This is a genomic window from Geodermatophilus sp. TF02-6, assembly GCF_003319115.1.
Lineage (GTDB): Bacteria > Actinomycetota > Actinomycetes > Mycobacteriales > Geodermatophilaceae > Geodermatophilus.
In genome coordinates this window covers 1-24,995 of sequence record NZ_QOHF01000038.1, presented here as the reverse complement: position 1 = coordinate 24,995, position 24,995 = coordinate 1, and the positions used below count along the sequence as shown (strand labels likewise).

At 75.3% G+C, this 24,995-nt stretch carries 19 protein-coding genes; 2 read left to right on the top strand and 17 right to left on the bottom strand.

Going from position 1 to position 24,995, the window contains the following annotated elements; genetic code table 11:
* Positions 1 to 306 precede the first annotated feature (306 nt).
* Positions 307 to 2,199 carry an aminotransferase class V-fold PLP-dependent enzyme gene (locus DQ238_RS21895; protein WP_233496195.1) on the top strand — a complete coding sequence of 631 codons (1,893 nt, stop codon included), beginning with the start codon at positions 307 to 309 and terminating at the stop codon, positions 2,197 to 2,199.
* Between the two features lie 55 nt (positions 2,200 to 2,254).
* Here the strand turns inward: DQ238_RS21895 and DQ238_RS21890 are convergent, their stop codons facing one another.
* The 13 genes from DQ238_RS21890 to DQ238_RS21830 form a co-directional block, all read right to left on the bottom strand.
* Positions 2,255 to 3,148, bottom strand: coding sequence for an acyl-CoA thioesterase II (locus DQ238_RS21890; protein WP_233496193.1), 894 nt, complete (start codon positions 3,146 to 3,148; stop codon positions 2,255 to 2,257).
* Positions 3,145 to 4,560: a pyruvate kinase gene (gene pyk / locus DQ238_RS21885; protein WP_113783361.1), complete on the bottom strand. Its 1,416-nt coding sequence runs from the start codon at positions 4,558 to 4,560 to the stop codon at positions 3,145 to 3,147. The genes DQ238_RS21890 and pyk overlap by 4 nt, the downstream gene beginning before the upstream one ends.
* Before the next feature lie 182 nt (positions 4,561 to 4,742).
* Positions 4,743 to 6,242 carry a glutamate synthase subunit beta gene (locus DQ238_RS21880; RefSeq protein WP_113783360.1) on the bottom strand — a complete coding sequence of 500 codons (1,500 nt, stop codon included), beginning with the start codon at positions 6,240 to 6,242 and terminating at the stop codon, positions 4,743 to 4,745.
* 107 nt (positions 6,243 to 6,349) lie between these two features.
* The gene (gene gltB, locus DQ238_RS21875; protein WP_113783364.1) at positions 6,350 to 10,966 is read right to left on the bottom strand and encodes a glutamate synthase large subunit; all 4,617 of its coding nucleotides are present in this window, start codon (positions 10,964 to 10,966) and stop codon (positions 6,350 to 6,352) included.
* 420 nt (positions 10,967 to 11,386) lie between these two features.
* On the bottom strand, positions 11,387 to 12,337 hold the full coding sequence (gene lgt, locus DQ238_RS21870) for a prolipoprotein diacylglyceryl transferase (RefSeq protein ID WP_113783359.1): 951 nt from the start codon (positions 12,335 to 12,337) through the stop codon (positions 11,387 to 11,389).
* Positions 12,334 to 13,131: a tryptophan synthase subunit alpha gene (trpA, locus tag DQ238_RS21865; protein WP_113783358.1), complete on the bottom strand. Its 798-nt coding sequence runs from the start codon at positions 13,129 to 13,131 to the stop codon at positions 12,334 to 12,336. Before trpA ends, lgt begins: the two co-directional genes overlap by 4 nt.
* Positions 13,128 to 14,534 (bottom strand): tryptophan synthase subunit beta, encoded by a 1,407-nt coding sequence (gene trpB, locus DQ238_RS21860; RefSeq protein ID WP_255418094.1) that lies wholly within the window; start codon positions 14,532 to 14,534, stop codon positions 13,128 to 13,130. Before trpB ends, trpA begins: the two co-directional genes overlap by 4 nt.
* A 122-nt stretch (positions 14,535 to 14,656) precedes the next feature.
* Positions 14,657 to 15,466: an indole-3-glycerol phosphate synthase TrpC gene (gene trpC, locus DQ238_RS21855; protein WP_113783357.1), complete on the bottom strand. Its 810-nt coding sequence runs from the start codon at positions 15,464 to 15,466 to the stop codon at positions 14,657 to 14,659.
* 173 nt (positions 15,467 to 15,639) lie between these two features.
* Positions 15,640 to 16,293, bottom strand: coding sequence for a Trp biosynthesis-associated membrane protein (locus tag DQ238_RS21850; protein ID WP_113783356.1), 654 nt, complete (start codon positions 16,291 to 16,293; stop codon positions 15,640 to 15,642).
* Positions 16,290 to 17,804 (bottom strand): anthranilate synthase component I, encoded by a 1,515-nt coding sequence (locus tag DQ238_RS21845; RefSeq protein ID WP_233496189.1) that lies wholly within the window; start codon positions 17,802 to 17,804, stop codon positions 16,290 to 16,292. Before DQ238_RS21845 ends, DQ238_RS21850 begins: the two co-directional genes overlap by 4 nt.
* Positions 17,791 to 18,168 (bottom strand): phosphoribosyl-AMP cyclohydrolase, encoded by a 378-nt coding sequence (gene hisI / locus DQ238_RS21840; RefSeq protein WP_113783355.1) that lies wholly within the window; start codon positions 18,166 to 18,168, stop codon positions 17,791 to 17,793. Before hisI ends, DQ238_RS21845 begins: the two co-directional genes overlap by 14 nt.
* Positions 18,169 to 18,203: 35 nt before the next feature.
* Positions 18,204 to 18,890 carry a hypothetical protein gene (locus DQ238_RS21835; protein WP_113783354.1) on the bottom strand — a complete coding sequence of 229 codons (687 nt, stop codon included), beginning with the start codon at positions 18,888 to 18,890 and terminating at the stop codon, positions 18,204 to 18,206.
* A 31-nt stretch (positions 18,891 to 18,921) separates the two neighbouring features.
* A complete protein-coding gene (locus DQ238_RS21830) occupies positions 18,922 to 20,574 on the bottom strand; it encodes an FAD-binding dehydrogenase (RefSeq protein ID WP_113783353.1) in 1,653 nt (550 codons plus the stop codon).
* Between the two features lie 291 nt (positions 20,575 to 20,865).
* Between DQ238_RS21830 and DQ238_RS21825 the strand changes: the two genes are divergently transcribed.
* Complete coding sequence (locus DQ238_RS21825; protein WP_113783352.1) at positions 20,866 to 21,429, top strand: dihydrofolate reductase family protein; 564 nt, start codon at positions 20,866 to 20,868, stop codon at positions 21,427 to 21,429.
* Here DQ238_RS21825 and DQ238_RS21820 read toward each other — a convergent pair.
* The 4 genes from DQ238_RS21820 to DQ238_RS21805 all read right to left on the bottom strand — a co-directional run bounded on the left by DQ238_RS21820 (position 21,402) and on the right by DQ238_RS21805 (position 24,874).
* Positions 21,402 to 21,932: a hypothetical protein gene (locus DQ238_RS21820; protein ID WP_113783351.1), complete on the bottom strand. Its 531-nt coding sequence runs from the start codon at positions 21,930 to 21,932 to the stop codon at positions 21,402 to 21,404. The two genes, DQ238_RS21825 and DQ238_RS21820, sit on opposite strands and share 28 nt — an antisense overlap.
* 29 nt (positions 21,933 to 21,961) lie before the next feature.
* Positions 21,962 to 22,432: a hypothetical protein gene (locus tag DQ238_RS21815; protein WP_113783350.1), complete on the bottom strand. Its 471-nt coding sequence runs from the start codon at positions 22,430 to 22,432 to the stop codon at positions 21,962 to 21,964.
* 9 nt (positions 22,433 to 22,441) lie between these two features.
* Positions 22,442 to 22,879: a hypothetical protein gene (locus DQ238_RS21810; RefSeq protein ID WP_113783349.1), complete on the bottom strand. Its 438-nt coding sequence runs from the start codon at positions 22,877 to 22,879 to the stop codon at positions 22,442 to 22,444.
* A gap of 156 nt (positions 22,880 to 23,035) precedes the next feature.
* Positions 23,036 to 24,874: an ABC transporter ATP-binding protein gene (locus DQ238_RS21805; protein WP_233496187.1), complete on the bottom strand. Its 1,839-nt coding sequence runs from the start codon at positions 24,872 to 24,874 to the stop codon at positions 23,036 to 23,038.
* Between the last annotated feature and the right edge of the window lie 121 nt (positions 24,875 to 24,995).

The window sequence follows — 24,995 nt, the reverse complement described above, 5'->3', positions numbered from 1 at the left end:
GGACCGCACCGCGGCCACGTGCCGTCCCCGGCCGCCGTGGAGCCCCACACTCCCGTCCCTGCTCGGGGGAGCCTCCGACCCCCCACTCCCAGGGACCGCACCGCGGCCACGTGCCGTCCCCGGCCGCCGTGGAGCCCCACACTCCCGTCCCTGCTCGGGGGAGCCTCCGACCCCCACTCCCAGGGACCGCACCGCGGCCACGTGCCGTCCCCCAGCAGCGCTGAGCTCCTACCGGCCCTCCTCGCGGAGGCATCCGACCCCACTCGCCACGACGGGGCCCGACGGTCACGCAATACGGTGGGGTGCGTGAGCGAGCCGACGCCCCCGCACATGACCCCGGAGCAGTTCCGGCAGCACGGCCACGAGGTCGTCGACTGGATCGCCGACTACTGGACCCGCATCAGCTCCTTCCCGGTCCGCTCCCCCCTCGCCCCCGGCGACGTCCGCGAGGCCCTCCCCGCATCCGTGCCCGCGGACGGCGAGCCGTTCTCCGCCGTCCTCGCCGACCTCGACCGCGTGGTGCTGCCCGGCGTCACCCACTGGCAGCACCCCGGTTTCCTCGGCTACTTCCCGGCCAACACCTCCGGCCCGTCGGTGCTCGGCGACCTGGTGTCGGCGGGGCTCGGCGTCCAGGGCATGTCCTGGGTGACCAGCCCGGCCGCCACCGAGCTCGAGCAGCACGTCCTCGACTGGTTCGTCGACCTGCTCGGCCTCCCGGCCGCCTTCCGCTCGACCGGCCCGGGCGGCGGCGTGGTGCAGGACTCCAGCTCCGGCGCCAACCTGGTCGCCCTGCTGGCCGCGCTGCACCGGGCCAGCGGCGGCGGCACCGTGCGCTCCGGCGTCCGCCCGGACGAGTACACCGTCTACGTCTCCTCCGAGACCCACTCCTCGATGGAGAAGGCCGCGCGCATCGCCGGCCTGGGCACCGACGCCGTCCGCATCGTCGAGGTGGACGGCGACCTGGCGATGCGCCCGGCGTCGCTGAAGGCGCGGCTGGAGCGCGACACCGCCCGCGGCCTGCGCCCGGTGCTGGTCTGCGCCACCGTGGGGACGACGTCGACGACGGCGGTCGACCCGCTGGCCGAGCTCGGCCCGATCTGCCGGGACTCCGGGATCTGGCTGCACGTCGACGCCGCCTACGCGGGGGTGAGCGCCATGGCGCCCGAGCTGCGGGCGGCGCAGGCCGGCGTCGAGTGGGCCGACAGCTACACCACCGACGCGCACAAGTGGCTGCTCACCGGCTTCGACGCCACCCTGTTCTGGGTCGCCGACCGGGCCGCGCTGACCGGGGCGCTGGCCATCCTGCCGGAGTACCTGCGCAACGCCGCCACCGACGCCGGCGCGGTCGTCGACTACCGCGACTGGCAGATCGAGCTCGGCCGCCGCTTCCGGGCGCTCAAGCTGTGGTTCGTGCTGCGCTGGTACGGCGCCGAGGGGCTGCGCGCGCACATCCGCTCCGGGGTCGCGCTGGCGCAGGAGCTGGCCGGCTGGGCGGAGGCCGACGAGCGCTTCGATGTCGTCGTCCCGCACCCGCTGTCGCTGGTGTGCCTGCGCCCGCGCTGGGCCGATGGCGTGGACCCCGACGTGGCCACCATGACGCTGCTGGAGCGGCTGAACGACGGCGGCGAGGTGTTCCTGACCCACACCACCGTGCGCGGGCAGGTGGTTCTGCGGGTGGCGATCGGCGCGCCGACGACCACGCGGACGCACGTCGAGCGGCTCTGGACGCTGCTGTGCGAGGGCCACGACTGGCTGGCCGCCGACTTCGCCGAGTCCGCCGCCGAGCGGGCCCGCGCCGAGGCCGAGCGCCGGGCCGCGGGCCGGGCCGGCGCGGTCCCACCCCCGGCCGCTCAGGACGAGACCGCCGCGCAGGTCGAGGCCGCCGCGCAGGTCGAGGCCGCCGCGCAGGTCGAGGCCGCGGACAAAGACCAGCCCGCGGACAAAGACCAGCCCGCGGACAAAGACCAGCCCGCGGACGAAGACCAGCCCGCGGACCGGGACGGGGCCGCCGCGCAGACCGGGGAGGGCGAGCAGGCGGCCGGGGACGACCGCCCCGAATCCGGCGACGACCTGCCGTCGGTCGCCGAGACCGCAGCCGCGCTGGACGAGTCCGACGCCGTCCGAGAGCCGGCCGACGTCGTCCTGGGGACCACCGGACCCGTGCCGGACGGGGTCGACGCCGCGGGCCGCGACACCTGACCGGCGCCGGCGGGCAGTCGACGCCCGGCGGGGGGACGGCGGCTCCCGCCGGGCGTCAGTCCCCGAGGGTGCGGATGAGGCCCTCCTGGGCGACGGTGGCCATGTGGGTGCCGTCGGCCGCCCACAGCTGGCCGAAGCACAGCGCCCGGCCGGCGGAGGCGGCGGGGCTGTCGGTCTGGTAGAGGAACCACTCGTCGGCCCGGACCGGCGCGTGGAACCACACCGCGTGGTCGAGGCTGGCGCCCGCGTAGCGGCCACCCCATCCCCCGCCGACCCGCGCCAGCCCCGCCGACAGCAGGGTCAGGTCGCTGGCGAAGGTCAGCGCCGCCGCGTGCACGCCCGGCTCGTCGGGCAGCCGCCCGGCCACCCGCATCCACACCCGGGTCTGCGTGTGCGGTGGGGCCTTGGGCTCGGGGGCGAACGGGTCCTCGATGAGGCGCTGCTCGACGGCCCGGCTGATCTCCAGGGCGGCTCGGGCTCTGTCGCGATGGCTGGCGGCGACGTCGGCCAGCGAGGGCAGCGCGTCCGGCGGCGGGACGTCGGGCATGGACTGCGCGTGGGCGACCACCGGCTCCTCGGCCCGGTGGTAGTCGGCGGTCAGCGCGAAGATCGCGACGTCCTCGTCCCCGCGCCGCTGGCAGGCGATGACCCGGCGGGTGGAGAACGAGCGGCCGTCCCGGATTCGCTCGACGGTGTAGCGGATCTCCTCCCGGGGGTCGCCGGGCCGCAGGAAGTAGGAGTGCAGCGAGTGCACCGGGCGCTCCGACGGTGTGGTCAGCCCCGCCGCCATGAGCGCCTGACCGGCCACCTGCCCGCCGAAGATGCGCTGCAGCGAGGTGGTCGGCGTGGTGCCGACGAACACGTCCCGGTCGCGCTCCTCGAGGTCGAGCACCGCCATGAGCGACGCCGCCTGGTCCTCCCGCACCGGGACCGTCGTCCGTTCGGTCACGAGTCGGTTCCGACCTCGTGCACCCGGATGAGGTTGGTCGAACCCGCGGTGTTGGGCGGGCTGCCGGCCACCACGACCACCCGGTCGCCCTCCCGGAGCCGGCCGATGGCCAGGAGCGAGAAGTCCACCTGCCGCACCATGTCGTCGGTGTGCGAGACCTCGGGCACGATGAAGGTCTCCACGCCCCAGGACAGCGCCAGCTGGCTGCGCACCCGCCCGTCGACGGTGAACGCCAGCAGCGGCTGGCGGGGGTGCAGCGCGGCCAGGCGCCGGGCGGTGTCGCCGGTCTGGGTGAAGGTGGCCAGGGCCTTGACGTCGAGCGTCTCGCCGACGTCCTTGGCCGCGCGCACGATCGCACCCGACCGGGAGCGGGAGCGCCGCTGCAGCTCCGGGGCCTGGGCGTGGTCGCTCTCGACCGCGTCGATGATCCGCTCCATCGTGCGCACCGCGGCGATCGGGTACTTCCCGACCGAGGTCTCCCCCGACAGCATGACGGCGTCGGCACCGTCGAGGACGGCGTTGGCGACGTCGGAGGCCTCGGCGCGGGTCGGCCGCGACGAGCTGATCATCGACTCGAGCATCTGGGTGGCGACGATGACCGGCTTGTTGCGCTCCCGCGCCGCCTGCACCGCCCGCTTCTGCACCAGCGGCACCTGCTCCAGCGGCAGCTCCACGCCCAGGTCGCCGCGGGCCACCATGATCCCGTCGAACGCCTCGACGATCGCCTCGAGGTTGTCCACCGCCTCGGGCTTCTCCAGCTTGGCGACGACCGGGACGACGATGTCCTCCTGCCGCATCACGTCGCGCACCAGCTCGACGTCCTCGGGCCGGCGGACGAAGGACAGCGCGATGAAGTCGACCGACAGGTGCAGCGCGAAGCGCAGGTCGTCGGCGTCCTTGTCCGACAGCGCGGGCACGCTGACGGCGACCCCCGGCAGGGACAGGCCCTTGTTGTTCGACACCTCCCCGCCCTCGACGACCAGGCACCACACGTCCGGGCCTTCCACGTCGACGACCGACAGCGCCAGCTTGCCGTCGTCGACCAGCAGCCGGTCCCCCACCTTGACGTCGGCGGCCAGCCCCTTGTAGGTGGTCGACACCCGCTCGGCGGTGCCCTCGACGTCCTCGACGGTGATGCAGACCCGGCTGCCGGTCGCCCACTGGACCGGGCCGTCGGCGAAGGTCCCCAGGCGGATCTTGGGGCCCTGCAGGTCGGCGAGCACGGCGACCGCGCGGCCGGTGCGGTCAGAGGCCTCGCGGACCATGCGGTAGGCCTTCTCGTGGTCGGCGTGCGCCCCGTGGCTGAAGTTCAGCCGGGCGACGTCCATGCCGGACTCGACGAGGGCGGTGACCTGCTCGGGCGAGCCGGTCGCCGGCCCGAGCGTGCACACGATCTTGGCGCGACGCGTCATGCCGTGAACGCTAGTGGGGTCCTCCGCCCGTCGCCGGCAGGGGAGCCTGTGAGGCTCGCCCGCGCGGCCGCCCTTCCGCGACGATCATGGAGTCCGGGAAGCGACACACCGACGCCGACCGGCGTGTCGCTTCCCGGACTTCATGATCGCGGTGGGGGTAGGGGGGCCGAGACGGGGTCCTCCTACCGCAACGCCACCGCGGTGGGCGTGATCGGCCGCGGCAGCATCGACGCCCCGGTCAGCCAGCCGTCGACGGCACCGGCCGCCGCGCGGCCCTCGGCGATCGCCCAGACGATCAGCGACTGGCCGCGGCCGATGTCCCCGGCGACGAAGACACCGGGGACGGTGGACATGAACTCGCCGTCGCGCGCGACGTTGCCGCGCCCGTCGATCTCCACGCCCAGGGCGTCGAGCAGGCCCTCGCGCTGCGCGCCGGTGAAGCCCATGGCGAGGAACACCAGGTCGGCCGGCAGCTCGCGCTCGGTGCCCTCGACCTTCTGGAAGCGACCGTCGACCTGCTCCACCTCGTGGAGGAGCAGCGCTCGCACGTGGCCGTGGGCGGGGCCCTCCTCATGACCCAGGAAGCGCTCGGTGTTGACGCTGTAGAGCCGCTCCCCGCCCTCCTCGTGGGCGCTGGAGACCCGCATGATCATCGGGTAGGTGGGCCACGGGTTGCCGGCCGCCCGGCGGTCCGGCGGAGCCGACATGATCTCCAGCTGGGTGACCGACGCCGCGCCCTGCCGGTGGGCGGTGCCCAGGCAGTCGGCGCCGGTGTCACCGCCGCCGATGATCACGACGTGGTTGCCCCGGGCGTCGATCGGCGGGGCGTCGAGCTCGCCGAGGGCCTGCCGATTGCCGTACGGCAGGTACTCCATCGCCAGGTGGATGCCGGTGAGCTCCCGGCCCGGGGCGGACAGGTCACGGCCGACGGTGGCGCCACCGGCCAGGACGACGGCGTCGTACTCGGTCCGCAGCTGCTCGGCGGACAGGTCGTGCTCCCCGGTGCCGCCGACCTCGACGCCGGTGACGAACCGGGTCCCCTCGGCGCGCATCTGGTCCAGCCGCCGGTCGAGCACGGCCTTCTCCATCTTGAACTCGGGGATGCCGTAGCGCAGCAGCCCGCCGACGCGGTCGGCGCGCTCGTAGACGGTGACCTCGTGGCCGGCGCGGGTGAGCTGCTGGGCGGCGGCCAGCCCGGCGGGGCCGGAGCCGACGACGGCGACCTTCCGGCCGGTCCGCTCCGCCGGGGGGACCGGCTCGACCAGGCCCCGCGTGAACGCCTGGTCGATGATCTCCCACTCGATCTGCTTGATCGTGACCGGCGCCTCCTGCAGGTTCAGCACGCAGGAGCCCTCGCAGGGTGCGGGGCACAGCTTCCCGGTGAACTCCGGGAAGTTGTTGGTGGCGTGCAGCCGCTCGATGGCCTCGGTCCAGTCGTCGCGGCGGACGAGGTCGTTCCACTCCGGGATGAGGTTGCCCAGCGGGCAGCCGTGGTGGCAGAACGGGATGCCGCAGTCCATGCAGCGGGCGGCCTGCTGGCGCACCGCGGACACGGGGAAGACGGTGTCCTCGCCGGTGGTCCGGGAGAGGTAGACGTCCTTCCAGTCCAGGATCCGGACGTCGACCGGGCGCCGCGGCGGCAGCGCCCGCTCGTGCTTGAGGAAACCGGTCGAGTCAGCCACCTGTGGCCTCCAGGGATCGTGCAGTACCGCCGACCAGATCGGCGATGTGGTCGCGACAACGGGCCGGAAGCGACCGGATCGCCGATCTGGTCGCGGCGAGGCGCGGGTCAGCCACGGGCCGCCTCCATGAGGGCGCGGTCGACGTCCGTTCCGGCAGCCTCGGCGGCGCGCCGGGCCTCCAGCGCGCGCCGGTAGTCGCGCGGCATGATCACGCTGAACCGCTCCGACCAGCGGCCCCAGTCGGCCAGCAGCGCGGCGGCCACCGGGGACCCGGTGTCCGCGGCGTAGCGGACCAGGACGTCGCGCAGCCACTGCGCGGACTCGCCGTCCAGCGGATCGATGTCGACCATCTCGGGATTGACCCGGTGGCGGGGCAGGTCGAGCACGTAGCCGATGCCGCCGGACATGCCGGCGGCGATGTTGCGCCCGGCCGGGCCGAGGATCACCGCGCGCCCTCCGGTCATGTACTCCAGCGCGTGGTCGCCGACGCCCTCGACGACGGCCAGCGCGCCGGAGTTGCGCACGCAGAACCGCTCGCCGACCCGGCCGCGCAGGAAGAGCTCCCCCGACGTGGCGCCGTAGCCGATGACGTTGCCGGCGACGACGTTGTCCTCGGCGGCGAAGGGAGCCTCGCGCGCGGGCCGGACGACGATCCGCCCGCCGGACAGGCCCTTGCCGACGTAGTCGTTGGCATCGCCGAACAGCCGCATGGTCACGCCGCGCGGCACGAAGGCGCCGAACGACTGACCGGCCGACCCGGTGAAGGTCAGGTCGATGGTGCCGTCGGGCAGGCCCTCGCCGCCGAAGCGGCGGGTGACCATCGAGCCGAGCATGGTGCCGACGGTGCGGTTGACGTTGCGCACCGGCAGCTCGAGGCTGACCGGCCGAGCGTCGAGCAGCGCGCCCTCGCACAGCTGGATCAGCGTCTGGTCCAGGGCGACGTCCAGGCCGTGGTCCTGCCCGCGCACCCGGTGCCGGGCGGCGCCGTCGGGCAGCTCGGGCACGGCGAGCACTGGGGTGAGGTCGAGCCCGGCGGCCTTCCAGTGCTCGACCGCCGTGCGGGTGTCGAGCAGCTCGGCGTGGCCGATCGCCTCGTCCAGCGAGCGGAAGCCCAGCTCGGCCAGGTACTGGCGGACCTGCTCGGCGAGGAACTCGAAGAAGGTCACCACGAACTCCGGCCGCCCGGTGAACCGCTTGCGCAGCTGCGGGTTCTGCGTGGCGACGCCGACCGGGCAGGTGTCGAGGTGGCAGACGCGCATCATCACGCAGCCGGAGACGACCAGCGGAGCGGTGGCGAAGCCGTACTCCTCGGCGCCCAGCAGCGCGGCGATGACCACGTCGCGGCCGGTTTTCATCTGCCCGTCGGCCTGCACGACGATGCGGTCGCGCAGGCCGTTGGCCAGCAGCGTCTGCTGCGTCTCGGCCAGGCCCAGCTCCCACGGGGAGCCGGCGTGCTTGAGCGAGGTCAGGGGCGCCGCGCCGGTCCCGCCGTCGTGCCCGGAGATGAGGACGACGTCGGCGTGGGCCTTGCTCACCCCGGCCGCGACCGTGCCGACCCCGACCTCGCTGACCAGCTTGACGTGGATCCGCGCCTCGGTGTTGGCGTTCTTCAGGTCGTGGATGAGCTGCTTGAGGTCCTCGATCGAGTAGATGTCGTGGTGCGGCGGCGGGCTGATCAGGCCGACCCCCGGCGTGGAGTGCCGGGTGCGGGCCACCCACGGGTAGACCTTGGCGCCGGGCAGCTGGCCGCCCTCGCCGGGCTTGGCCCCCTGCGCCATCTTGATCTGGATGTCGTCGGCGTTGACCAGGTACTCGCTGGTGACGCCGAACCGGCCACTGGCCACCTGCTTGATCGCCGAGCGGCGCAGGTCGCCGTTCGGGTCGGGCTGGAACCGATCGGGGTCCTCGCCCCCCTCCCCGGTGTTGGACTTGCCGCCGATCCGGTTCATGGCGATGGCGAGGGTCTCGTGCGCCTCCTGCGAGATGGAGCCGTAGCTCATCGCGCCGGTCTGGAACCGCTTGACGATCTCGCTGGCCGGCTCGACCTCGTCGATCGGCACGGGGGGGCGCACGCCGGTGCGGATGGTGAACAGCCCGCGCAGGGTGGCGGCCTCCTCCGACAGCCGGTCGACGGTGTCGGTGTAGCGCTGGAACACCTCGTACTGCCGCGAGCGGGTGGCGTGCTGCAGGAGGAACACCGTCTCCGGGTTGAACAGGTGCACCTCGCCCTCGCGGCGCCACTGGTACTCGCCGCCGGTCTCCAGCCGCCGGTGCGCCCGCTCGGTCGGGTTCTCCGGGTAGGCGCGGCGGTGGCGCATGGCCACCTCCTCGGCCAGGACGTCGATGCCGACCCCGCCCAGGGGCGAGGAGGTGCCGGTGAAGTACTCGTCGACGAGCTCCTGGGACAGGCCGACGGCCTCGAAGATCTGCGCCATCGTGTACGAGCCGACGGTGCTGATGCCCATCTTGCTCATGACCTTGAGCACGCCCTTGCCCAGCGCCTTGACCACGTTGCGCACGGCCTGATCGGCCTCCACGCCGACGAGGTCGCCGTCGCGGACGAGGTCCTCGATCGACTCGAAGGCCAGGTAGGGGTTGACCGCGGCCGCGCCGTAGCCCAGCAGCAGCGCGACGTGGTGCACCTCGCGGCAGTCGCCGGACTCGACGACCAGCCCGACCTCCATGCGGGTCTTCTCCCGCACCAGGTGGTGGTGGACGGCGGCGGTCATCAGCAGCGACGGGATCGGCGCGCGCCTCTCGTCGCAGTCGCGGTCGGAGAGCACGATGATCCGCGCGCCGGCGGCAATCGCCCTGCTCACCTTGCTGCGCAGCTCCTCGATGGCCCGCGCCAGCGCCGTGCCGCCGCCGGTGACGTCGAAGTGGCCGGTGATCCGCACGGCGGCGAAGCCGGGCAGGTCGCCGTCGTCGTCGATGTGCAGGATCTTGGCCAGCTCGTCGTTGTCGATGACCGGGTAGGGCAGGAACACCTGCCGGCAGGACGCCGGGGTGGCGTGCAGCAGGTTCTGCTCCGGCCCGAAGGTGCGCCCGAGGCTGGTCACCAGCTCCTCGCGGATGGCGTCCAGCGGCGGGTTGGTCACCTGGGCGAACAGCTGGCCGAAGTAGTCGTAGAGCGGCCGGGAGCGGTCCGACAGCGCCGCGACCGGGGTGTCGGTACCCATCGAGCCGATCGGCTCGGCCCCCGTCGAGGCCATCGGCGTGAGCAGGACGCGCAGGTCCTCCTCGGTGTAGCCGAACAGCAGCTGCCGGCGGACGACGGACTCGTGACTGGGCCGGGCGCGGCGTCGCTCGGGCAGCTGCGGCAGGTGCACCAGGCCGGCGTGCAGCCAGTCCTCGTAGGGCTGCTCGGCGGCGAGCGCGCCCTTGACCTCCTCGTCGGACACGATCTTCCCGGCCGCGGTGTCGACGAGGAACATCCGGCCCGGCTGCAGCCGGCCCTTGGCGACCACCTCGGAGTCGGGGATCTCCAGGACGCCGACCTCGCTGGCCAGCACGACCCGGTCGTCCCGGGTGTGCCACCACCGGCCCGGACGCAGCCCGTTGCGGTCGAGGACGGCGCCGATGAGCGTGCCGTCGGTGAACGCGACCGCGGCCGGCCCGTCCCACGGCTCCATGATCGAGGCATGGAACCGGTAGAAGGCCCTCCTCGCCGGGTCCATCTCGTCGTGGTTCTCCCACGCCTCCGGGATCATCATGAGCACCGCGTGCGGCAGCGACCGGCCGGACAGGTGCAGCAGCTCGAGCACCTCGTCGAAGGTCGCCGAGTCGCTGAAGTCGCTGGCCACGAGCGGGAAGACCCGCTCCAGCCCCAGTTCCGCGGCCGAGCCGGCGGGGCCGTCGAACAGCGCCGTCTCCAACTTGGCCTCGCGGGCCCGCATCCGGTTCCGGTTGCCCTTGATGGTGTTGATCTCGCCGTTGTGCGCGATCACGCGGAACGGGTGGGCCAGCGGCCAGCTGGGGAAGGTGTTGGTGGAGAACCGGCTGTGCACCAGCGCGATCGCCGACTCGTAGCGCTCGTCGCGCAAGTCGGGGAAGAACGCGGGCAGCTGGTCGGTGGTCAGCATGCCCTTGTACGTGAGGGTCCGCGAGGACAGCGAGGCGATGTAGAGGGAGCTGCCCGCCCGGGTCGCGGCCCGCTCGGCGCGCTTGCGCAGCACGAACGCGCGCCGCTCCAGCCGGGTGACGCCGTGGCAGACGATGCCGCCGCCGAAGGCGGCCGTGTCGGCGCGGGCACCGATGGTCTCGGCGACGAACAGCTGGGCGAAGTGCGGCATGACCGCCCGGGCGGTGGGCCCGACGTTGGCGCCGTCGGGGTCGACCGGCAGCTCGCGCCAGCCGAGGACGGTCAGGCCCTCCTCGGCGGCGATGCGGGCGACGTCCTCGACCCTCGCGGCGCGCTCGGCCTCGTCGACGGGGAGGAAGGCGACGCCGACGGCGTACTCGCCCAGCGGCGGCAGGTCGAAGTCGACCTCGGCGCGCAGCAGCTCGTCGGGGACCTGGGTGAGGATCCCGGCGCCGTCCCCGGAGTTGGGCTCGGAGCCGGCCGCGCCGCGGTGGTCGAGGTTGTGCAGCGCGGTCAGGCCGGAGGCGACGATGTCCCGGGACCGGCGTCCCTGGACGTCGGCGACGAAGGCGACACCGCAGGAGTCGGAGTCGTTGGCCGGGTCGTACAGACCCGCGGGGGGCGGGACGGCCGAGAACGGGATGGCCGGGGCGGCCGGGGCCGGGGCGGCCGTGCCGCCGGTCGCGGAGGGCGCCGCGCCAGGGGCCGTCGACGCAGCGGCGGGGGCGGGGATCTGGGACATGTCACTCCCGTCGTCGGCGCGCCGTCCGCACGCCGCCGGCGGCGACGGGTGCGGACGGGGGCGGAGGAGCCCGGGCCTGTGGTCAGTGGGCAAGGGGGGCGGCACTGCGGGAGAGCCGGCGCGCGGTGGCGGTCCGTGGACCGTTCCCGCCTCGGGCTCGCGAGCCTCGGGAGGTGGTGCCCCGGGGCTGTCGTCCGCGGGGCGGCGCTGGCCCGGTTCCGACGCGTGGGACCCCGCCAGGATCACTGGGAGGTCTGGCAGAAGGGTACACACGCGGAACACCGGCCTCATCCCGTCGGACCCGCCGACGGTGTGTCCCGCTCAACCGCCCGCGTGTCGTCCGCGGTCGTCGTCACCGGGGGGCTCGGTCTCCCCCGTCTCCCCGGCGCCGCCCGCCACCGCCGCAGCGGCCGCCGGGCCGTCGGGGGTCTGCCGTCCGCGGGTGAGGACCTCGCGCGGGCGGCCGCGCTGCCAGACCAGGTAGGCCACCGCCAGCAGCCCCACGACCACCGTGGTGAATACGTTGAGGCGGACGCCCGCGAAGGTCTCCGCCGGGTCGGTGCGCAGCAGCTCGATCCACAGCCGGCCGGCGCAGTAGCTGGCGACGTAGAGCGCGAAGGCGCGGCCGTGGCCCAGCCGGAACCGCCGGTCGGCCCAGACCACGAGGGCCGCGGCGGCGAGGTCCCACAGCAGCTCGTAGAGGAAGGTCGGGTGGAAGGTGCCGAGGACCACCGGCTCGCCGTCGGGCCCCACGACCGCCCGGGTGCCGTCCCACCGGTACACGGTCAGTGCCCAGGGCAGGTCGGTGGCGCGCCCGTAGAGCTCGTTGTTGAACCAGTTGCCCAGCCGCCCGATCGCCTGGGCGACCAGCAGCCCGGGGGCGACGGCGTCGCCGAAGGCCGGCAGGGGGATGCCCCGGCGGCGGCAGGCGATCCAGGCGCCGACCCCGCCCAGGGCGATGGCGCCCCAGATGCCCAGGCCGCCCTCCCAGATGGCGAACGCGCGCAGCGGGTCGCCGTCCTCCCCGAAGTAGGGGCGCGGGCTGGTGACCACGTGGTAGAGCCGCCCGCCCACGATGCCGAAGGGCACCGCCCAGACGGCGATGTCGAGGACGTCGCCGGGTGCGCCGCCGCGGGCGACCCAGCGCCGCTCGGTGATCCAGATCGCGGCGACGATGCCGGCGATGATGCACAGCGCGTAGGCGCGGATCGGCAGCGGCCCGAGCTGCCAGACCGCCTGGGTCGGGCTCGGGATCGCGGCGAGCGCGCTCACGCGGGCATCCCTCCGCGGACCCCCTCGGCCAGCTGTGCGGACAGCGCGCGGACGCCGGCCGGCCCGGCGCCGTCGAGCAGTTGGCGGACGTACGCCGAGCCGACGATGACGCCGTCGGCGAAGGAGGCGACCTCGGCCGCCTGCTCCGCGTTCGACACCCCCAGGCCGACGCACACCGAGAGGTCCGGGGCCACGGCGCGGGTGCGGGTGACCAGCGCCTCCGCGGTGTCGCTGACCGCGGCGCGGGTGCCGGTGGTGCCCATCGTGGAGGCGGCGTAGACGAACCCGCGGCAGGCCGCGGTGGTGGAGCGCAGCCGGGCGTCGGTGGACGACGGCGCGACGAGGAACACCCGGTCGAGGTCGGCGGCCTCGGCGGCGGCCAGCCACTCCCCCGCCTCCTCGGGGATGAGGTCGGGGGTGATGGCCCCGGCTCCCCCGGCGGCCGCGAGGTCGGTGGCGAACCGCTGCACGCCGTAGCGCTCGACCGGGTTCCAGTAGCTCATCACCACCGGCACCGCGCCCGCGGCGGCGACCGCCTCGACCGCGCGCAGCACGTCGCGCATGCCGACGCCGGCGCGCACCGCCGGGTCGACGGCCTGCTGGATCACCGGGCCGTCCATGCCGGGGTCGCTGTAGGGGACGCCGACCTCGATCACGTCCGCGCCGGTCTCGACGGCGCCGACCATGGCCGCGATCGAGGCGTCGACGTCGGGGTAGCCGACCGGCAGGTAGGCGATCAGCGCCGCCCGCCCCTCGGCCCTCGCCGCGCCGATGGTCGTGGCCAGGAGGCTCACGCGGTCCCCCCCGCGTCCTGCCCGGCCACGGCCTGGTCGTTGCTGACCGCGCCCTCGGTGGGCTGCTGGTCGGTGTCCAGGCCTGGTCCGGGGTCGGCGCCGCGGCCGGCCTCCACGGCGCGATCGTCCTCGTCGGTCGGCGCGCCGTGCTCGCCGAGGCCGAACCAGCGAGAGGCGGTCTCGACGTCCTTGTCCCCGCGGCCGGAGAGGTTGACCAGCAGCAGCGCCTGCCGGTCCTCCACCCGCCCAGCCAGCTCGCGCCCGAGCTCCATCGCCCCCGCCAGCGCGTGCGCGGACTCGATGGCCGGGATGATGCCCTCGGTGCGGCACAGCAGCGCGAAGGCCTCCATCGCCTCGGCGTCGGTCACCGCCCGGTACTCGGCGCGGCCGATGTCGTGCAGGTGGGAGTGCTCGGGGCCGACGCCGGGGTAGTCCAGGCCGGCGCTGATCGAGTGCGACTCGATCGTCTGGCCGTTCTCGTCCTGCAGCAGGTAGGAGCGGGCGCCGTGCAGCACCCCCGGCGTCCCGCCGGTGATGGTGGCGGCGTGCCGGCCGGTGTCCACGCCGTCGCCGCCGGCCTCCAGGCCGACCAGCCGTACGCCCTCGTCCGGGACGAAGGCGGTGAAGACGCCGATCGCGTTGGAGCCGCCGCCCACGCAGGCCAGGACGGCGTCGGGCAGCCGGCCCTCCCGCTCGAGCACCTGGGCGCGGGCCTCGTCGCCGATGACCCGCTGGAAGTCGCGGACCATCTCCGGGAACGGGTGCGGGCCGGCGACGGTGCCGAAGACGTAGTTGGTGGTCTCGACGTTGGTGACCCAGTCGCGGAAGGCCTCGTTGATCGCGTCCTTGAGCGTGCGCGAGCCGGTGGTGACCGGGATCACCTCGGCGCCGAGCAGCCGCATGCGGGCGACGTTGAGCGCCTGCCGGCGGGTGTCCTCCTCGCCCATGTAGACGGTGCAGGACAGCCCCATGAGCGCCGCGGCGGTCGCGGTGGCCACGCCGTGCTGCCCGGCTCCGGTCTCGGCGATGACCCGCTGCTTGCCGATCCGCTTGGTGAGCAGCGCCTGACCCAACACGTTGTTGATCTTGTGCGAGCCGGTGTGGTTGAGGTCCTCCCGCTTGAGCAGCACCCGGGCACCGCCGGCGTGCTCGGCGAACCGCGGCACCTCGGTGATCGGGCTGGGCCGACCGGTGTAGTCGCGCTGCAGCCGGGCGAACTCCTCGAGGAAGGCCGGGTCGACGCGCATCGCCCGGTAGGCCTCGGTCAGCTCGTCGAGGGCGGCGATGAGCGCCTCGGGCACGAACCGGCCGCCGAAGACCCCGAAGTGCCCGGTGGCGTCCGGCCAGCTCGGACGCGCCGGCTCGAGGCGGTCCATCGGCGGGGAGACGGCGCTGGTCGTCATGGGGCCAGTGTCCCGCGTCGCCGCCCGGCCGGGGGCGGTGGGGTGGGTGGGTCGTGGTCGGCGCAGGGTGGGCGGCGTCGTGGTCGCGGTGGGCGCGTGGGCGGCGTCGAGGCCGTGGCGGCTCAGCGGCTGGCGCGCGGGGTTGCCGGGTGCGCTCCCGCCGTCACCAGGTCGGCGACCGCCTGCCGGGCGTCACCGGCGGTGACCAGCCCCTCCCCCACGAGGACGGCGTCGGCACCGGCCGCGGCGTAGCCGATCAGGTCGTGCGGACCGCGGACGCCGGACTCGGCCACCTTGACCACCTCCGACGGCAGCCCCGGCGCGATCCGCTCGAAGGTGGACCGGTCCACCTCCAGGGTGGTCAGGTCGCGGGCGTTGACGCCGATCACCGCGGCGCCGGCGGCCAGGGCCCGGTCGGCCTCGGCCTCGGTGTGCACCTCGACCAGCGCCGTCATGCCCAGCGACTCGACCCGCTCCAGCAGGCCGACCAGGGCGTTCTGCTCCAGCGCGGCGACGATCAGCAGGACGACGTCGGCGCCGTGGGCCCGCGCCTCGTGCACCTGGTAGCTGGTGACGACGAAGTCCTTGCACAGGATCGGCACGTCGACCGCGGCGCGGACGGCGGCGAGGTCGGCGTGCGAGCCGTCGAATCGGCGCCGCTCGGTCAGCACGCTGACCACCCGGGCCCCGCCGTCGGCGTACTGCCGGGCCAGGTCCGCCGGGTCCGGGATGTCGGCGAGCGCCCCCTTCGACGGGCTCTGCCGCTTCACCTCGGCGATCACCCCCACCCCGGGAGCGCGCAGCGCGGCCAGGGCGTCGAGCGCCGGGCGGGCGTCGCGTGCGGCGGCCTTGACCTCGGCCAGCGGGGTGACCGCCTCGCGCGCGGCCAGGTCCTCACGGACGCCGGCGACGATCTCGTCGAGCACGGACACGAGTCCTCCCCGCAGATGATCGTCCTCGCCCACCGGGCCGCACACACCCGTCGGGCACGGCCCCGGTCGGGACCCGATCCGTGGAGCCACTCTAGTGGCGGCGCGGCCCCGGGTGGTCCGCGGGGCCACCGACTCCGCCGCTCAGGAGCGGGGGACGTCCCGTCGCCGCCCGGTCACCGCGGCTCGGTCGCACCCGGTGCCGGCTCGGTGGGGTCCTCGCCGCGGTCGAGGGCGCGCCACGCCTCGAGCGCGCGGTCCTCCCCGGTCCGCGGTCGGGCCGGTGCGGCTGCGGAGGCGGTCCCCGCCGGCCGCTCGTGACGGCGGCCCAGGCCCGGCCACGCCCGCCCGCGGAGCACGGTGAGCAGCCCGGCCGCCACCGCCAGCACCCCGGCGATGAGGGCGAGCACCGGCCAGCCGGCGTGCACCCGGGTGTCCAGCGTGCTGCCCGGCGTCGCGCCTCCGAGGACCCCCGGCGCGGCGACGTGCAGGTCGGTGACCAGCGGACGCAGGCCCGACCAGCCGAGCACGCCGCCGGCGACGGCCGCCAGCAGGCCGACCGCGACCCGCCCGGCGCCGCGGACGGCGACCAGCGCGACGGCGGCCGCGAGGAGCAGCAGCCCGCTCGCCGGCACCAACGGCGCCAGGGCCCCTCCGGTGAGCTGGTCGGTGACCGGGGGCAGCGGCGCCGGGCGCTGCGCGGTGGCGGTCACCCAGGTCTGGCCGCCGGTGGACAGCGCCAACCCGCCGGCCGCCGCGGTCCCGGCCACCGCCGCGGACGGCTCCCGCCGGCGCCGAGAGGCCGCGACGGCCGGGGCAGGGCCGCTCACGGCAGTTCGCGCATCCCCTCGGCCGTGGCGATCGCCGAGAGCACCGCCCGCGCCTTGTGCCGGGTCTCGGCCTCCTCGGTGACCGGGTCGCTGTCGGCGACGACGCCCGCGCCGGCCTGCACGTAGGCCCGCCCCTGGTGCAGCACCGCCGTCCGGATGGCGATGGCCATGTCCAGGTCGCCGCCGGCGTCGACGTAGCCGACGGTGCCGGCGTAGAGCGCGCGCCGGGTCGGCTCCAGCGACTCGATGATCTCCATCGCGCGCGGCTTGGGCGCCCCGGACACGGTGCCGGCGGGGAACGTCGCGTCGAACACGTCCAGGGCGTCCCACTCCGGCGCCACCTCGCCGGCGACCGTGGAGACCAGGTGCATGACGTGGCTGTAGTGCTCGATCCGCATGAAGTCGGGCACCTCGACCGTGCCCGGCACACACACCCGGCCCAGGTCGTTGCGGGCCAGGTCGACCAGCATCACGTGCTCGGCGCGTTCCTTGGGGTCGGCCAGCAGCCCCTCGGCCAGCCGGGCGTCCTCCTCCGGTGTCGCCCCCCGCGGACGGGTGCCGGCCGGTGGGTGGACGACGGCGGAGGTGCCGGTCACCGTCACCAGCGCCTCCGGTGAGGAGCCGACGACGTCGAACGGCGTCTCCCGCCCGGCGAAGCGCAGCAGGTACATGTACGGCGAGGGGTTGGTCGCCCGCAGCACCCGGTAGAGGTCGAGCGCGTCGACCGCGGTCGGCACCTCGAAGCGCTGCGAGAGCACGACCTGGAAGGCGTCCCCGGCGCGGATGTGCTGGCGCACCCGATCGACGCCGTCGGTGAAGACGCCGGGCGCCATGTTGCTGACCACCGGCGGCGGTCCGGCCGCAGCGAAGGAGGCCACGCCGGAGGGCGCGGCCTTCGTCAGCTCGGCGGCCATCGCGTCCAGCCGGGTCACCGCGTCGTCGTAACCGCCCGCCCCGCGCACCGCGTTGGCGATCAGCAGCACCGTGCCGTCGGTGTGGTCGAGCACCGCCAGGTCGGTGACCAGCACGAGGGCGAGCTCGGGCATGCCCAGGTCGTCGGCGCTGGTCACGGGCAGCCGCTCCAGCCGCCGGACCACGTCGTAGCCGAGGTAGCCGACCAGGCCGCCGGTCAGCGGGGGCAGGTCGGGGCGGCGCGGGGAGCGCAGCCGGCGGGCGAGGGTCCGGACGGCGGCCAGCGGGTCGGCCGGCAGGTCGCCGGTGAGGCCGGGCAGCTCCTCGCCCAGCCACTGGGTGGCGCCGCCGGTCTCGGTGAGCACGCCGGCGCTGCGGACCCCGACGAAGCTGTACCGGGACCACTGCTTGCCCTGCTCGGCCGACTCCAGCAGCACGGTGCCGGGCCGGTTGCCGGCCAGCTTGCGGTAGACGCCGACCGCGGTCTCCCCGTCGGCCAGCAGCCGGCGGGTGACCGGGACCAGCGGCTGGTCGAGGGCAGCGAACTCCTCCCGCGACGGCTCGGTCCGCCCCAGCGGCGGCGTCTCACCGAGCCGCACGGGACACCTCCAGCCCGCGGGAGAAGCAGCTGCGCGCGCCGGTGTGGCAGGCCGGGCCCTCCTGGTCGACGAGCACGAGCAGCGCGTCGCCGTCGCAGTCCAGTCGCACCTCGCGGACCCACTGGCGGTGCCCGGAGGTCTCCCCCTTGACCCAGTGCTCGCCGCGGCTGCGCGACCAGTAGGTCGCCCGGCCGGTGGCGAGGGTGCGGCGCAGCGCCTCGTCGTCCATCCAGGCGACCATGAGCACCTCGCCGGTGTCGTGCTGCTGGACGACGGCGGCGACCAGGCCCGCGGGGTCGCGGCGCAGCAGCGCGGCGACGGCGGGGTCCAGAGCGGGCTCGACGGCGGGCTCGACGGCGGGCATGGTCCCGATTCTCCCCGCCGCCGCGCCCGTCCGGGTCACCGGCTCGGCGCAGCTCCCGCGCCGGGGTCGCCGGTGGACCACTCCCGCACCGACCGGCTGACCGCCAGGCCGAGCGCGACCGCCGGTGCGGTGGCGAAGCAGAGCACCCCGGGCAGCAGCGCCGCGGACGGGTCGGGGCCAACGGCATCGTCCAGCAAGACCAGCAGCCGGACGGCCCAGTAGCCGGCCAGGACCAGCTGCAGCCCCAGGGCGGCGACCAGCATCCACCGTGCGGCCGGGGTGCGCCGGTTGAGGGCCACGACCCCGCCGACGACCAGCGCGACCACCGACCCGACCTGCACCGCGGCGACGACCGTGGCCTCGGTCGCCAGGGCCTGCCCGTCGGCGGGGAAGCCGGGCTCCCCGGCGGCGAGGGCGACCAGCGAGCCGAGCAGGAAGACGTAGGCCGAGGCGAGCGCCACCACCGCGGCCTGCACGAACGCCAGCACCGCGGCGGCCACGAGCTGCCCGGGCCGCCGTGGCGCGGCCGGCCCGGGCAGCCAGGGCACGCCGTAGGGCCCCGCAGCCCACGGGTGGCCGTGGGGGGCGTAGACCGGCCAGCCGGAGGAGATCCCAGCGGGAGGGCCCCAGGAGGGCGGGGCGGTCGCCGGCCGCCCCGGGTAGGGGTCGCCGGGCTCGGTCGGCGTCGTCGGGTCCGACCACGGGCTGGGCGGGGTGCTCACAGCGCGGCCGCCAGGGCCCGGCCGGTTCCCGTCACAGTGCCGCCGCCAGCGCGCGGCCGGCGACCCGGCCAGAGAAGAGGCAGCCGCCGAGGAAGGTGCCCTCCAGCGAGCGGTAGCCGTGCATCCCGCCGCCGCCGAACCCGGCCACCTCGCCCGCGGCGTAGAGGCCGGGGAAGACCTCGCCGCCGGGCTGGAGGACGCGGCCGGAGAGGTCGGTCTCCAGCCCGCCGAGCGTCTTGCGGGTGATCAGGTTGAGCCGCACCGCGACCAGCGGCCCGGCCTCGGGGTCGAGCAGCCGGTGTGGCGGGGCGACGCGGATGAGCTTGTCGCCGAGGTAGCTGCGGGCGCCGCGGATGGCGGTGAGCTGCAGGTCCTTGGTGAAGGGGTGGGCGACCTCGCGGTCGCGGGCGACGACCTCGGCCTCCACGGTGGCGAGGTCGAGCTCCGGGGTGCCGCCGGTGATCCGGTTCATGCCGGCCACCAGCTCGGGGAGGGTCCAGGCGACGACGAAGTCCTCCCCCTTGTCGAGGAAGGCCTGCACCGGGGCGGCCACGCCGGCCCTGACTCGGCCCAGCAGCAGCCTGACGTCCCGGCCGGTGAGGTCGGGGTTCTGCTCGGAGCCCGAGAGCGCGAACTCCTTCTCGACGATCTTGTGGGTGGCGACGAACCAGGTGTGCTCGTACCCGGTCTGCCCGATGTGGGCCAGGGTGCCGAGGGTGTCGAAGCCGGGGAACAGCGGCACGGGCAGCCGACGGCCGGTGGCGTCGAGCCACAGGGACGACGGACCGGGCAGGATCCGGATGCCGTGCCGCTCCCACACCGGCGAGTGGTTGGCGATGCCCTCGGTGTAGTGCCACATCCGGTCGCTGTTGATGACACTCGCGCCCGTGGCCCGAGCGACCTGCAGCATCCGGCCGTCGACGTGCGCCGGGACGCCGGACAGCAGCCGCCGCGGTGGCGAGCCCAGCCTGGCCGGCCAGTTCCGGCGGACCAGGTCGGGGTCGCCGCCGATGCCGCCGGAGGTGACGACGACGGCCTGTGCGCCGATCTCGAAGTCGCCGACCTCGACCCGCGAGCTGGCCTGGCCGCGGCCGACGCCACTGGACTCCAGGACGGCGCCGCGCACGCCGGTGACCGCCCCGCCGCTGACGACGAGCTCGTCGACCCGGTGGCGGAAGCGCAGCTGCAGCAGGCCGCGGTCGGCGGCGGCCCGCACCCGGCGGGCGAAGGGCTCGACCAGGCCCGGGCCGGTACCCCAGACGATGTGGAACCGGGGCACGGAGTTGCCGTGGCCGGTGGCGGTGTAGCCGCCGCGCTCGGCCCAGCCGACGACCGGGAAGAAGCCGACGCCCTGCCGGCGCAGCCACGCCCGCTCCTCCCCGGCGGCGAACTGCAGGTAGGCCTCGGCCCACCGGCGGGGCCAGTGGTCCTCCGCGCGGTCGAACGCGGCGGAGCCGAACCAGTCCTGGCGGGCCAGCTCCAGCGAGTCGCGCACCCGCAGCCGGCGCTGCTCCGGGGAGTCGACCAGGAACAGCCCGCCGAACGACCACCAGGCCTGTCCGCCCAGGGACTGCTCGGGCTCCTGGTCGACGAGCACGACCCGCCGGCCGGCGTCGGCCAGCTCGGCGGCGGCGACCAGCCCGGCCAGCCCCGCCCCCACCACGACGACGTCCGTGTCGCTCACGGGCGGCACGCTAGCGGGCGCCCAGCGTCCGGCGTGGCCGGTCGGGCGGTCGCGTCGCCCGGCCGGGTCGGGCCCGCCCCGGATGGGGCGGCGGAGGCCGACCCCGCCCGACGGTGTCCCGGCGACCCCGGCCTCCGGGACACGATGTCGGTGCCGCGGGCCGGACTCCCCTGGACCCCTGCGCCCCCCACCGATGAGAGTCGGCGTCGGCCATGGTCTCCCTCTCCGACACCCACCACCGGCGGCGCGCGGTCGCGCGGCCCGGCCGGCCGACCAGCTGAGGAGCTCGCGATGGGCGCGATCAAGGTGCACGAGTTCACCACCGTCGACGGGGTGGTCGACACACCCCTGTGGACGGTGGACTACGGGTTCCCCGAGGACCTGTCGGTCTCCATCGGTGCGCTCACGGCCTCGTCGTCCGGCATCCTCCTCGGCCGCACCACCTTCGGGATGTTCGCGCCGGCCTGGTCCACCCGGACCGTGGAGGAGGACCCGGGCGCCCCGTTCTTCAACGAGACCCGCAAGTACGTGGTCTCCTCGACCCTCTCCGACCCCGAAGCCGTGTGGTCGAACTCGACCGTGCTCGGCGGGTACGACGCCGACCGCATCCGGGCGCTCAAGGACGAGGTGGACGGGGACCTCTACGTGAGCGGCAGCGCCACGCTGGTGCGGGCGATGCTCGCCGACGGCCTGGTCGACGAGCTGCACCTGTACGTGTACCCGCTCGCCGTCGGGACGGGCATCCGGCTGTTCCCCGACGGCGCGGTGCGCACGCCGCTGTCGCTGCTCGGTGCCGAGAGCCTGAGCAACGGGGTGGCGCACCTGACCTACGGGCCGGCGCCGGCCGCCGGCTGAGCGCTCCGGCTCGGCGGGCCCGGTCGGCGCCGCGCCGCCCGGCGGGGACGCGTCCACTCCCGGACCGGGCGGCGCGGGGCGAGCGCCAGGCAGCCGACCGGCCCGGCCAGCAGGAGCGCGGCCTCGCCCACGGCCCGTCCCTCACCGAGATAGCCGAAGAGCCCGACCAGCCCGACGACGGCCAGCAGCGGAAGCACCGCGGCGGTGGTGAGCACCAGCCAGCCACGCCCCCGCCCCAGCCAGACCAGCGCCGCACCGGCTCCCGCCCAGACGGCCAGTAGCAGCGGCGGCACCAGGTACCAGTGCCAGCCGGGCTCGACGTCCCACAGCAGGTAGCCCAGGTAGAGGACCTCGGCGGCGACGAGCAGCCCGAACACGGCGGCGAACGGGGCCAGCAGCGGCCGCTCCCGCCGCGCCGGCAGGGAGGAGACCGTCGGCTGGCGGGCTGCCGCTCGGGGTGAGCGCCGCGTCGCCGCCCGGCTGCGCGAGGAGGACGACGGCACGGCGCGAGCCTAGGTCGCCCACCTGGGGGTCAGCTGGGAGCGGCGCTCACCCGACGGGCCCGCTCGCGGGGCGGCCGGCCGGCGATCCAGCGGCGCACCCGCGGGGTCGCCGCCAGCACCGCCGCGAGCACCGGGAGGACCAGCATCAGCAGCGCCCAGCCCGGGCCGCCGGCGTCCTCGGTCGACGAGGCGGCCCAGACCACCCCGGCGGTGAGCAGCGCGACCGGGAGGACGGCGAGCACGAGCGGCAGCCAGCCGCGCCGGGCCAGCAGCCACAGGGCGGCGCAGATCTGCAGCACCGGGGCGAGGATGAGCAGGTAGGTCCACGGGTCGGGGCCGGTGTCGGCGCTCAGCCCGCCCAGCGCGACGGCGATCACCGCGACGAACGCCGGGGGCAGGGCCCCGACGATGCCCGCGACGGCGGCCGCCAGGGCGGCCACGGGGATCCGCGGGTCCGCGGGCGGGACGGCGTCCGTCGGTCGGCGGGCGGAGCGCGGCACCCCCGCAGGCTAGGGCGCCGGGGGCCGCACCGGTGGACCACCCCGCCGCGGGGCCTTGCGCGCCGCCACCCACCGCCGGGTGGTCGGGGACAGCGCCAGGCAGGCAGCGAGGGGTGACACGGCGAAGTGCAGACCGATGCCGAGGAGGCCCACCGCGTCCTCGCCCCATCCGGCGGCGAGAGCCCGCACGGCCTCGAAGACCAGCCAGCCGACCACCACGGCAGCGGGGAGCGATGAGACCACGAGGAGCAGCCACCCGCGCCGGGACAGCAGCAGGACGGCGCCGGCGAGGCTCAGCAGTGCGGCGACGAAGAGCGCCGGCACGGTGGGATCGTCACCGTACTGGCCGTCATCGCCGTCCAAGGCGTGGCCCACGAGGCCGGCTGCGGCCAGGATCAGGGCGCCGAGGATGCCCAGGCTGCCGGCGATCAGTGCGGACGCGGGCATGCGGGCGGGAGGCGGGTCTGCTCCGTGCGGACCCGGACCGTCCGGTACGAGAGGATGTCGGGGGAACACGCCGCCCGACGCTAGGGACGGCGCGGCCGCTCCGGGGCCGGGTCGGCGGATCTGTGGACAGACGCGGCCCCTGTGGACGGCGGGGCCTCAGGCCGCCGGTGCGGGCTCGCCGGCCGCGGAGCGCCGCCAGGAGGCGTGCAGCCGCGCGTAGGGGCCCTCGGCGTCGACCAGCTCGGCGTGCGTGCCGCGCTGCACCACCCGGCCGGCGTCGACGACGAGCACCTCGTCGGCCCGCTCGGCGGTGGACAGGCGGTGCGCGATGGTCAGCGTCGTCCGCCCGTCGGTCAACCGGTCGAGGGCGTGGGTGAGCCGCCGCTCGGTCGCCGGGTCGACGGCGCTGGTGGCCTCGTCGAGCACGAGCAGGTCGGGGTCGGCGACGTAGGCGCGGGCGACGGCGACCAGCTGCCGCTCCCCGGCCGACAGCGACTCCCCGCGCTGGCCGACCCGGGTGGCCACCCCCTCGGCCAGGCCCGCCACCCACGCGGACAGGCCCAGCTCGGCGAGGGCGGCGTGCACCTGCGCGTCGGTCAGCCCCGGGCGGCCGTAGCGCACGTTGTCGGCGATGCTGGCGTCGAACAGGTAGCCGTCCTGCGGCACCATGACCACCCGCTGCCGCAGCGAGGCGAAGGCGACCCGGTCCAGCGGCACCCAGCCGGCCGCGTCGGAGCCGAGCCGCACCCGCCCGGCGGTGGGGTCCATGAGCCGGGTGACCAGCTTGGCGAACGTCGTCTTGCCCGACCCGGTCTCGCCGACCACCGCCACCCGCCGGCGCGGCGCGATGGCCAGGTCGACGTCGTCGAGCGCGGCGCGGGCCCCGGGCGCGTAGCGGAAGGTGACGTGCGCGAAGCGCACCCCGAGCGGGCCGGGCGGCAGCTCGAGCGCCGACGCCGGGTCCACGACCGCCGGGTCGCGGACGTCGGGTTCGGTCTGGAGCACGTCGAGGACGCGGCGGAACCCGGCGATGGCGTTCTGCGCCTCGTTGAGCACCTCGCTGGCGGTCTGCACCGGCGCGACGAACAGCGTCACGAGGAAGAGGAACGCCACCAGCGTGCCGGCGGTGAGGTCGCCGCCCACGCCGAGGAGCACGCCGACGACGACCACCGCGGCGTTGGCGACGGCGGCGACCACCTCGCCGCTGACGAAGACCGCCGCGGTGACCTGCTGAGCGCGCACCTGCGCCCGGTAGTGCCGGCCGATGGCCCGGTCGATCCGCGCCGCGGTGCGCTCCCGGACGCCGTAGGCGCGCACGGTCGGCGCTCCCACGACCGACTCGGAGACCGCGGCGAGCACCTCGCCCACCCGCTCGCGGACCACGCCGTAGACCACGGCCAGCCGCGCGGCGAACCAGCGCACCGCGAACCCCAGCGGCACGAAGCAGACCAGCACCACCAGGGTCAGCTGCCAGGAGTAGACCGCCATGACCACGGTCGCCACCAGCAGCTGACCGAGGCTCACCACGCCGAGCACGCCGCCCCACTGCATGAAGGTCGACAGCTGGTCGACGTCGCTGGTCACCCGGGAGACCAGCGAGCCGCGGCGCTGGGCCTGCTGGTGCAGCACCGACAGGTCGTGCACGTGGCGGAAGGCCCGCGAGCGCAGCCCGGCCAGCGCGGTCTCCGTCGTCCGGAACAGCCGGACGTTCATCCGGTACACCGCGACGGCGGTCAGCAGGACGACGGCGGCGCAGACGAGCACCAGGTGCCGGACCAGGTCGAGGTCCGGGCTGCCGGGGCCGGCCAGCCCGCGGTCGATCACCTGCTGGACGGCGATCGGGACGACGACCCGCCCGGCGGTGGCGACGAGGGCCAGGAGGAACGTCAGCGGCAGGCCGCGGCGGAACTCGGGCATCATCGCCAGGCCGCGGCGCAGGGTGGCGAAGGCGCCCTCCTCGCGGTGCTCGGCGAGCCCGGTGGTGGTGCCGCTCACTGGTGCACCATCCATCCGTCACCGATCTTGGTTGGGTCGGTGATGCGCCCGAGGTGCCGCCTCGTCATCGCCCTGCTCGCTCGACACCGTTGATGTCCAGCGTGAGATCTGCGAGACGGGG